This window comes from Actinomadura sp. KC216, from assembly GCF_004348535.1.
In the GTDB taxonomy this organism is placed as follows: domain Bacteria; phylum Actinomycetota; class Actinomycetes; order Streptosporangiales; family Streptosporangiaceae; genus Spirillospora.
Genome location: NZ_SMJX01000328.1, coordinates 1 through 9,002, shown reverse-complemented (window position 1 = coordinate 9,002; position 9,002 = coordinate 1). Strand labels below are relative to the sequence as shown.

At 72.0% G+C, this 9,002-nt stretch carries 7 protein-coding genes; all 7 read left to right on the top strand.

The window, feature by feature from the left end; all coding sequences use genetic code 11:
• Positions 1–1,874 (top strand): aminodeoxychorismate synthase component I (gene pabB, locus E1264_RS35540; RefSeq protein WP_132180742.1); only part of this gene is annotated, 1,874 nt, incomplete at its 5' end.
• Positions 1,867–2,640, top strand: a complete 774-nt coding sequence (locus E1264_RS35535; protein WP_132180740.1) for a methyltransferase — start codon at positions 1,867–1,869, stop codon at positions 2,638–2,640. The genes pabB and E1264_RS35535, both read left to right, overlap by 8 nt.
• Positions 2,637–3,653 (top strand): glutathione synthase, encoded by a 1,017-nt coding sequence (locus E1264_RS35530; protein ID WP_165964549.1) that lies wholly within the window; start codon positions 2,637–2,639, stop codon positions 3,651–3,653. Before E1264_RS35535 ends, E1264_RS35530 begins: the two co-directional genes overlap by 4 nt.
• A gap of 4 nt (positions 3,654–3,657) precedes the next feature.
• Positions 3,658–5,562, top strand: a complete 1,905-nt coding sequence (gene asnB, locus E1264_RS35525) for an asparagine synthase (glutamine-hydrolyzing) (RefSeq protein ID WP_132180736.1) — start codon at positions 3,658–3,660, stop codon at positions 5,560–5,562.
• On the top strand, positions 5,559–6,476 hold the full coding sequence (locus E1264_RS35520; RefSeq protein WP_132180734.1) for a prephenate dehydrogenase/arogenate dehydrogenase family protein: 918 nt from the start codon (positions 5,559–5,561) through the stop codon (positions 6,474–6,476). The genes asnB and E1264_RS35520 overlap by 4 nt, the downstream gene beginning before the upstream one ends.
• Entirely contained in the window at positions 6,473–7,987 is a 1,515-nt protein-coding gene (locus tag E1264_RS35515; RefSeq protein ID WP_132180732.1) for a hypothetical protein, read from the top strand. The genes E1264_RS35520 and E1264_RS35515 overlap by 4 nt, the downstream gene beginning before the upstream one ends.
• Positions 7,984–9,000 (top strand): class I SAM-dependent methyltransferase, encoded by a 1,017-nt coding sequence (locus E1264_RS35510; RefSeq protein ID WP_165964548.1) that lies wholly within the window; start codon positions 7,984–7,986, stop codon positions 8,998–9,000. The genes E1264_RS35515 and E1264_RS35510 overlap by 4 nt, the downstream gene beginning before the upstream one ends.
• Positions 9,001–9,002 lie beyond the last annotated feature (2 nt).

The window sequence follows — 9,002 nt, the reverse complement described above, 5'->3', positions numbered from 1 at the left end:
CGCTCGGCGTGTGCCTCGGGTACCAGGCCCTCGTCCACGCGGCGGGCGGGCGGGTCGATCGGATCGACCCGGTGCACGGGCGGGCGAGCGAGATCATGCACAGCGGCCGCGACATCTTCGCGGGCGTGCCGCAGGGGTTCGAAGCGGTCCGCTACCACTCCCTGGCGGCGGTCGGCCGGCTCCCCGACGTCCTGGAACTGACCGCCTGGACGGCCGACGGGGTCCCGATGGCCGTGCGCCATCGCGAGCGCAGGGCGTGGGGGGTGCAGTTCCACCCGGAGTCGATCTGCACCGCGTACGGCGACCGGCTCGTCGCCAACTTCCTGGACCTGGCCGGGGTCACCGTCCCGTCCGCGGCACCGGCCGGTGATGGGCGGCGCGCGGCCGTCCGGTCCCGCGTGCATCATCGTGTTCTGGCCACGTCCGCCGAGGCCGAGGACGTCTTCGTCGCCCTCTACGGTGACGCCGAGACCGCGTTCTGGCTCGACAGCAGCCGGGTCGAACGGGGGCAGTCGCGTTACAGCTTCATCGGCGCGGCGCGCGAGGGCGGCCTGTGCCTGTCCTACGACGTCGAGCGCGGGTGCGTGACGCTGCGCCGGGGCGACCGGGAGGAGCGGCGGCGCGCCTGCGTGTTCGACGTCCTGGCAGAGGAGCTCCAGCGTGTGGAGGCGGACGCGTCCCGGCTCACCCTGCCCTTCGTGGGCGGGTTCGTCGGCTACTTCGGGTACGAGGTCAAGGCCGACTGCGGCAGCGTCAACGCGCACCGCTCCGGCCTGCCGGACGCGCAGTGGATCCTGGCCGACCGGGTGCTCGCGTTCGACCACGAGCAGGGAGTCGTGCACGCCGTCGCCCTCGCCCACGGCGCCGGCGACGACGGCACCGGCGATGACGCGTGCCGCGCGTGGCTGGACACCGTCGAACGGGATGTCCGCCGCGTCCGGCCCGCTCCACCACCGGCACCGCCGCCGGAGGCGTTCGCCGATCCGCTCGTGCTCCGGCTCGACCGGGAACCGGGCGCCTATCTCCGCGACATCGACGCGTGCCTGGAGGCGATCCGCGCCGGAGAGAGCTACGAGCTGTGCCTGACCACGCAGGCGTCCACCGCGCCGATCACGGCGCCGCTGGATCTGTACCGCGTGCTTCGCCGGGTGAGCCCGGCCCCGTACGCCGCCTACCTGCGATTCGGGGACATGGCCATCCTCTGCTCCTCACCCGAGCGTTTCCTCCGCGTCGACTCGGAGCGCTTCGTCACGTCCAAGCCCATCAAGGGCACCGAGGCGCGCCAGGCCGATCCGGTCGCCGACGAGCTGGCCCGTGACCTGCTGAGAGGCAGCGTCAAGGACCGCTCCGAGAACCTGATGATCGTCGATCTGCTGCGCAACGATCTCGGACGCGTCTGCGAGATCGGCACGGTGGACGTGCCCCTGCTCATGGACATCGAGTCGTACTCGACGGTGCACCAGATGGTGAGCACCGTACGCGGGCGGCTCGCCGACGGTCTCGGCGTCCTGGACTGCCTGCGCGCGGCGTTCCCCGGCGGCTCGATGACCGGGGCGCCCAAGCTGCGCAGCATGGAGATCCTCGACGGTCTCGAACGCGGTGCCCGCGGCGTCTACTCCGGATCGCTCGGTTACCTGTCCGCCGACGGCCGGGCCGATCTCAACATCGTGATCCGCACCGCCGTGGCGACCCCCGAGCGGACGAGCATCGGCATCGGCGGCGCGATCGTCGCGCTGTCGGATCCGCAGGCCGAGCTGGACGAGATCGTCCTCAAGGCGCAGGGGATCGTGCGTGCGCTGCTGGCCTGGCAGGAACGGCCGTACTCGGAGAAGGCGTTCGTCATCGAAGGCCCGGCGGAGAAGGCCCATGTCTGAGCGCACGAGGCAGGGGTCGGGCCGCGATGACGCCGCGTTGACGCCGGCGCGGCGGCCGGGCGAGCTGCGCACCTGGCGGTACGGCGACGTCGCGGTCCGCTACCGGGAGGAGCTGGACGGCGGGGGAACCCGCCTGACCCCGGCCTTCGTGGACTGCGTGACGCGGCATTCGGTGAAACCGGTCTACGATCACGCGCTCGAATGGTGCGCCGGGCCGGGGTTCATCGGCTTCGCGCTGCTGGCGGCGGGCCTCTGCCGGCGGCTGACGCTGTGCGACATCAACCCGGCGGCGAGCGCGTGCGCCGCGCTCACGGCCAGGGCGCACGGCCTGACGGACCGGGTCAGCCAGGCCACCGGCCCCGATCTAGCGCCGCTGGACCCGGCGGCGCGTTTCGACCTGGTCGTCGCGAACCCGCCCAACTTCGTCGCGCTCAACCCGCGGCACCCGACCACGCGGCGCCTGACGGACGACGACCTGCGCCCGCGCGATCCGCAGTGGCGTGCGCACCGCGCCTTCTACGGCGGTATCGCGCGTTTCCTGACCCCCGACGCCCGCCTGTTCATCTCCGAGGTGAACCCGTCCGACGCCCTCGTCTTCATCCCGCCCGAGGTCAGCGAGCCCTACGACGTCCGGGCACGCCCGGCCGCCGACGACTTCCGCCGCATGATCCGCGACGCCGGGCTCAGGCTGCTCGGAACCCATCCGTACTTCACCGGCCGGGACGGGGCCCGCCTGGAGATGATGATCTCGGAGCCGGTGCGGTGAGGATCGCCTTCCTGGTCAGCGCCGTCGCCGACGAAAAGGACATCTACACCACGACGGCGCTCGCACGCGAGGCCGCCCGGCGCGGCCACGACGTCGCCTACGTCGACATCGACGGGCTCACGGTGGCGCCGGACGGGCGGATGCACGCCGTCGCGCGGCACGTCAGGAGCCCGCACGACGGCCCGGCCGACTTTCTGCGCAAGGTCGTCGCGACCGTGCCCGAACCCCTGGCCGTCGAGAAGCTCGACGTGCTCATGCTGCGCAACACCCCCGCGTTCGACGCCCTCCGCAGGCCGTGGGCGCAGCCGGTCGGCCACCTCTTCGGCGAGCTGGCGCGCCGGAGCGGCGTCGTCGTGCTCAGCGATCCGCGCGGCCTGGCCCTGGCCGGTCCCGACAAGCTCTACACGCTCCGGTTCCCCGAACGGCTCCGGCCGCGCACGCTGATCACCCGTGATGTGGACGCCGTGCGCGAGTTCGTCGGCGACCTCGCGGGGGACGCGATCCTCAAACCGCTGCACGGCTGCTGCGGCCAGGGCGTCTTCCTGCTCGTCCGGGGGGACCCGAACGTGCGGCCGATCTTCGAGGCCGTCGCCGCGCACGGGTATGCCGTCGTGCAGGAGTACCTGCCGGCGAACGAGCGCGGCTCCCACCGGCTGTTCATGCTCGACGGTGAACCGCTGACGGCGGGCGGCAGCATCGCGGCGATGCGCCTTCTCCCGCGCGACGGTGAGATCCGCAGCAACTTCGGCGTGGCCGGAACGATCGCCGCACCGGATCCGGACGATGGCACGGCGGAGGTCCTCCACGAGATCGCCGAGGCCGCCGGGCCCGTCCTGGCCGCCGACGGCATGTTCCTGGCAGCGCTGGACATCGTCGGAGGCAAGATCCTTGAGGCGGGCCTCTGGTCGCCCGGCGGCCTGCGCGGCGCGCAGCGCCTCGCGGGCGCCGACTTCGTCGGCGCGGTGATCGACGCGGTGACGGGCAGGCTCGCCGCCGCCGGTGCGGAGGGCTGAGGCCATGTGCGGCTTCGCCGGGTGGCTGCGCTGGGACGGTGCTCCCTTGCCCGTGGAGGAACGGCGCGCGCTGCTGCACCGGATGGGAGCGCAGCTCGCCCGCCGTGGCCCCGACGACGAAGGGATCTACGACGACGGGGTGCTGTCCTTCGTCTTCCGCAGGCTGGCCGTCAACGATCCCGCGGGAGGCCGCCAGCCGCTGTACGACGAGACCGGCACGATCGTCGCCGCCGTGAACGGGGAGATCTACAACCACGCCGCGCTGCGGGCCGGGCTGGCCGGCCGCCACGCCTTCGCCGGCCGCTCGGACTGCGAGGTCGTCGTCCACCTGTACGAGGAGACCCGCGACGCGGCCTTCCTGGAGCGGCTCCGCGGCATGTACGCGCTGCTGGTGTGGGACCGTGAGCACCGCCGCGGCCTCATCGCCCGGGACCGGCTCGGCATCAAGCCGCTGTACTACGCCAGGCTTCGCGACGGCCTGCTGTTCGCGTCCGAGCTCACGGCGCTGCTCGCCCACCCCGACTGCCCGCGCGAGGTCGAGCACGCCGACCTGGACCACGGCTACATCGGCGGCGAGAAGTACACGGCGGTCAACTACGACCGGGTGCCGACTTTCGTCCGCGGCGTCTCCATGCTCGGCGGCGGGGAGACGCTCAGCCTTGGTGCGACCGGTGCGGGGGCACCGCGCCGCTACTGGTCACTGCTCCCCGCCATCGCGCGCTCGCGCGAGACGGCGCCGCGCGCTCCCGAGACCTACGTGCGCGAGTACGCCGACCTTCTCGACGAGAGCATCCGGCTGCACCTCGAAGCCGACGCGCCCGTCGGCGTCTTCCTGAGCGGCGGCCTCGACTCCTCACTGGTCGCCGCCGCGGCGGCGCGGACCGCCAGGCCGCACTGCTTCTCGGTCTGCGAGGCCACCACGATCGCCACGGGCGACATGGCGCGCGCGGCGGGGCTGACCCGCACCCTCGGCCTCCCGTTCCACCCGGTCCGCTACGACCGGGCGACCTTCGCCGACGAGCTGGACTTCTCGCTGGCGAGCCTCGAAGAGCTTGTCTGGACGATGGACGCGCCGCGGTTCGCGCCCGAGCTGTTCTTCAAGTTCGAGCTGCATCGCTATGCCAAGACCGTCCAGCCCGGACTCAAGGTGATCCTGGTCGGGCAGGGCGCCGACGAGTTCGCGGGAGGCTACTCGACCTCGTTCAGCTCGCCGCGCCGGGCCTGGCGGGACTACGTCGCCGACTCCCTCGAACCCCGGGTGCGCGCGGCCGCCGCGGCCGGGGAGCGGGCGCACGCGCCGTTCCACTGCGAGATGCTGGCCCGGCTGACGGCGCTGCAATCCCACAATCTGTGGAACGAGGACCGCGTCGCGGCCGCCTTCGGCGTCGAGACGCGGGTGCCCTACCTCGACCATCGCCTCGTCGAGTTCCTCGCGGCGATCCCGCCCGTCCTGCATCCGGAGCTGTTCTGGAACAAGCGCATCGTGCGCGACGCCGCCCGGCGGTGGCTTCCCCCGGACCTCACCGGCGCCCCGAAAGTGCTGTTCTGGCAGGCCGACGACACATCGAGCGTGCACGCGATCATGGCCGCGTGCGCGCGGCGCGTGTATCCGGCGTTCCGCGAGTCGTACCTGGGCCGGGACTCGGCCACCACCGGCCGCTTCGACGCGCTCCACCGGCGCGTCGCGCGCGGCGGTCCCGCCACCCGGGGACCCGTGCAGCGCCTGCTGGCCGACATGACGTTCATGATCTTCGAGCGGATGTGCGGAACGCTCCACGCGCTGGAGGTCCCCGTACCGCCCGCCGAACCGTCCCGGCTCAGGCCCGATGCCGACTGGTCACCGGAGGGAACCGCGCTGATGAGCGGACGTGACGCCGCCCGAGCACGATCGACCGGAGGTCGCCGATGAGCACGCCGTGTTTCCCGCGCGCCGTCGTGGCCGGGGCCGCGGGGGGATTCGGCCGGGCGTTCCGCGCCCTGCTCGCCGCCCACGGCAGCGTGGTGACCGGTACCGACCGCCTGCCCCCGGAGGGTCCCGGGGATCACTGGTTCGTCGCGGACGCCGCCGCCCCGCCGCCCGCGCTGCTCACCGAGCTCTCCCGCACCGACGTCCTCGTCCTCTGCCTACCGGAGGCGGCGCTGTACCCCGCCCTGGAACCGCTCGTCGGCGCCCTGCCCGCAGGGGCGCTGGTCGTCGACACGACCTCGGTGAAGTCGCGGTACGCCGCCATCGCCGCCGGTATCCGCCCGGACGTCGAACTTCTCAGCCTGGAGCCGATGTTCGCCCCGGACGTCGGCTTCGCCGGGCAGCACGTCATCGCCATCCCCCTGCGCGACGGCCCGCGCACGGCCGCGTTCCGTCCGCTCCTCCAGTCGACGGGCGCGCAGGTCACCGAGCTCAGCGCCGACGAGCACGACCGGCATGCCGCCGCGGCCCAGGTCGCCGTCCACGCGGCGCTGCTGGCCTACGCCGCCACGCTGCGCCGGCCCGGCCACCACGGACCGGGCGGCCCGTCGACGCCGCCCCAGCGCGCCCTGATGGCACTGCTCGCCCGGATCGTGACCCGCGACCCGGGCACCTACTGGCACATCCAGCGCGACAACCCGTACGGCGCCGAGGCACGCGCGGTCGTCCGCGACGCCCTCACCGCCTTGGACGAGACGGTCGCCAGGAACGACCGCGGCGGCTTCGACGCCCTCCTTGCGGACACGGCCGCGGCGTTCGGCCCCGACCTTGCGCCGATGGTCGAGCTCTCGGACGAGATCGTGCGGTCCGCGCGAGCCCATAAGGAGCTCTCCCAGGCGGCCGGAGACGCGCCATGACGCGGGACGAGATCGGCCAGAGAATCGAGCGGCTGGAGGGCCTTCTGCGGGCCCGCCCCAGGCTGAGGCTTCGCGTCTGCTGCCCGTCCCAGGAGTTCTCCCTCCTGGAGATGGAGCACGGCACCGGGCATTGGCTCTCGTGCGTGCGCAGCCTGTGGGAGTCGCTGAGCGTCGCCACGGACCCCGACCTGGCGCTGGTCATGCTCCAGGCGCCGAAGGTCCCGGCATCGGTGATCCAGCACCTGCTCAGACTGCACCCGGGCACGGACTCCGTCCTCCGGGACCGCCACGAGCGGCACGTGCTGATCGACCTGGACGACGCCTCCGAACGGCATCTCAGCGAGAAGTTCCTCGCCAGGCCGCTCCTGCTGCGCCGGATCCGCTCGGTGATTTCCCTGGCCCGCCACCACGGCCACATCGTCGAGCGCCTTTCCTGCTACCAGTCCAGTGCGCGGATGGACGAACTGGCCGAGGCGCTCGGCCTGGACTCCGCAGAGACTCCCAGCCGGACGCTCGCCCTAGGCACCAAGGCCGGAAGCCGGCGCATCTTCCGGCACGCCCGGATCCCACACCCGCCCGGAACCTACGAGGCCACCCGGGACATGAGCACCCTCGCCGACCGGCTGGCCGGCCTCGCCTCGCGCCACGGCCCCGGCCGGTGGCTGGTGAAGATCAACGAAGGCTGCGGGTCGGGCCACGGGAACGCGCTGGTCGACCTCGCCGGGGCGGACCCCGCCGAGATCCGGGCACGGCTGCACCACCGCCTCAGACCGCTGGCCGCCGACATCTCCCGCGCCGAGTATCTGCGGGGTGTCGCGGAGCACGGCGCCATCGTCGAGAAGTTCCTGGAAGGGCCGGAGACGGGCCTGACGCGGTCACCGAGCGCACTGCTCCTGATCCACGGCGGAGTGCGGCTGCTCGCGACGCACGATCAGGAACTGGGGGACGCGTCCGAGGTCGTGGGCTGCAGGTTCCCCGCCGACCCCGCCTACCGGGAAACGGTCATCGGGCTGTCCCGGCGCGTCGGGGAACTGCTGCTCGACGCCGGAGTCCGCGGTCATGTCGGCGTGGACTTCGTCGCCCACCGGCCCGCCGGGGCGCCCTGGGAGATCAACGCGACGGAGATCAACCTGCGGCAGACCGGCACCACCCACCCGCACCGGACCGTCCGGGCCCTCGTCCCCGGCACCTGGCATGACGACAGCCGCCTGACCCGCGGCGGCGCGGAGATCTGCTACGCCGCCACGGACCGCCTGCTCTCCGACACCTACAGAGGGATCACACCGGAGAGGCTCATCCACCGTCTCGAGCATCATCCCGGCGTCTCGTTCGACTTCCGCAGGGCCAGCGGCGTCATCCCGCACTATTGGACCGCCTTGGAACCCTTCGGAAGGATCGGAGCGACGTTCATCCACACCTCCCAAAAGGGATGCGACAGCCTGCGAGAACAATTCACCGGACTACTGGAAGAACTGGCACGGCGACCTGAGGAAAGGACCAGGAAGTCATGATCCCGGATATTGGCAGCAAGAACCGCATACCCGGAGACGACCTTCGCCGCCAGGTCGAAGAACTGCGCCTGAAACGCCCGGAGATCTATGGCCGCATCGACCCCCGCCGGGTCGACCACTGCCTCGGCGAACCCGCACCCGAACGGGACGACTTCGCGGCGGAGACGGACGGGGGACGCGGCCCGAGCTACGTCCGGGCGCAGTCGCTCAACATCGAGGCGCGCCTCCACGGAATCGAGCGGCTGCTGAACCTGGTCCGGCGGCCGAGCGGGCGGCAGACCGTCCTCGACCTGCTCGGCGGGGACGGCCTGCTGTCGCGGGTCAGCGAGCTGCTCGGCATCTCCGACGCCGAGATCATCACCTGTGACGCCTCCCCGCACATGGTAGAGGCGGCGTGGGCGTCAGGCGTCCCCGCACTCCTCCAGCGCGCCGAGCACCTGCTGTTCCGCTCGGAGTCGGTGGACGCGGTCCTTCTCGCGTACGGCACCCACCACATCGATCCCGCCGACCGGCTCCGCGTGGCGGAAGAGGCGTACCGTGTACTGCGCCCAGGGGGGACGTTCGTCCTGCACGACTTTCCCGTCGGTTCACCGGTCGATCAATGGTTCGGCGAGGTGGTGGACCGGTACTCGCCGACCGGCCACCGGTACGCGCACTTCACCCACGACGAGATCCGCGATTACCTGGTCACCGCGGGGTTCGAGTCCGTCGAGGTCAACGAGATCGATGACCCCTACCTGGCCACAGGCGGCACCCCGGACGAGGCGGAACTGCGGCTGGGCGAATATCTGGTCGACATGTACGGGCTGCACGATACGCCGGAACCGCTCGCGCCACCGGAGAAGTTCCGCTGGGCGGCCGAACTGGCGAAGGCGATATTCCGCTACCCGAACGGAGACGGGACGTCGCTGGAGTGCATCACCGAATACGTCGACCACTCGTCCACCTGGCGCATAATGGTCCCCCGCCGCGCCCTAGTAGGAATCGGCAGGAAGTCCACGCACCAGCGCTAGAC

Excerpts from the sequence above, each read along its gene's own strand:
- asnB (WP_132180736.1), top strand. The coding sequence starts at position 3,658 with ATGTGCGGCTTCGCCGGGTGGCTGCGCTGGGACGGTGCTCCCTTGCCC.
- E1264_RS35510 (WP_165964548.1), top strand. The coding sequence starts at position 7,984 with ATGATCCCGGATATTGGCAGCAAGAACCGCATACCCGGAGACGACCTT.
- E1264_RS35535 (WP_132180740.1), top strand. The coding sequence starts at position 1,867 with ATGTCTGAGCGCACGAGGCAGGGGTCGGGCCGCGATGACGCCGCGTTG.
- E1264_RS35515 (WP_132180732.1), top strand. The coding sequence starts at position 6,473 with ATGACGCGGGACGAGATCGGCCAGAGAATCGAGCGGCTGGAGGGCCTT.
- E1264_RS35520 (WP_132180734.1), top strand. The coding sequence starts at position 5,559 with ATGAGCACGCCGTGTTTCCCGCGCGCCGTCGTGGCCGGGGCCGCGGGG.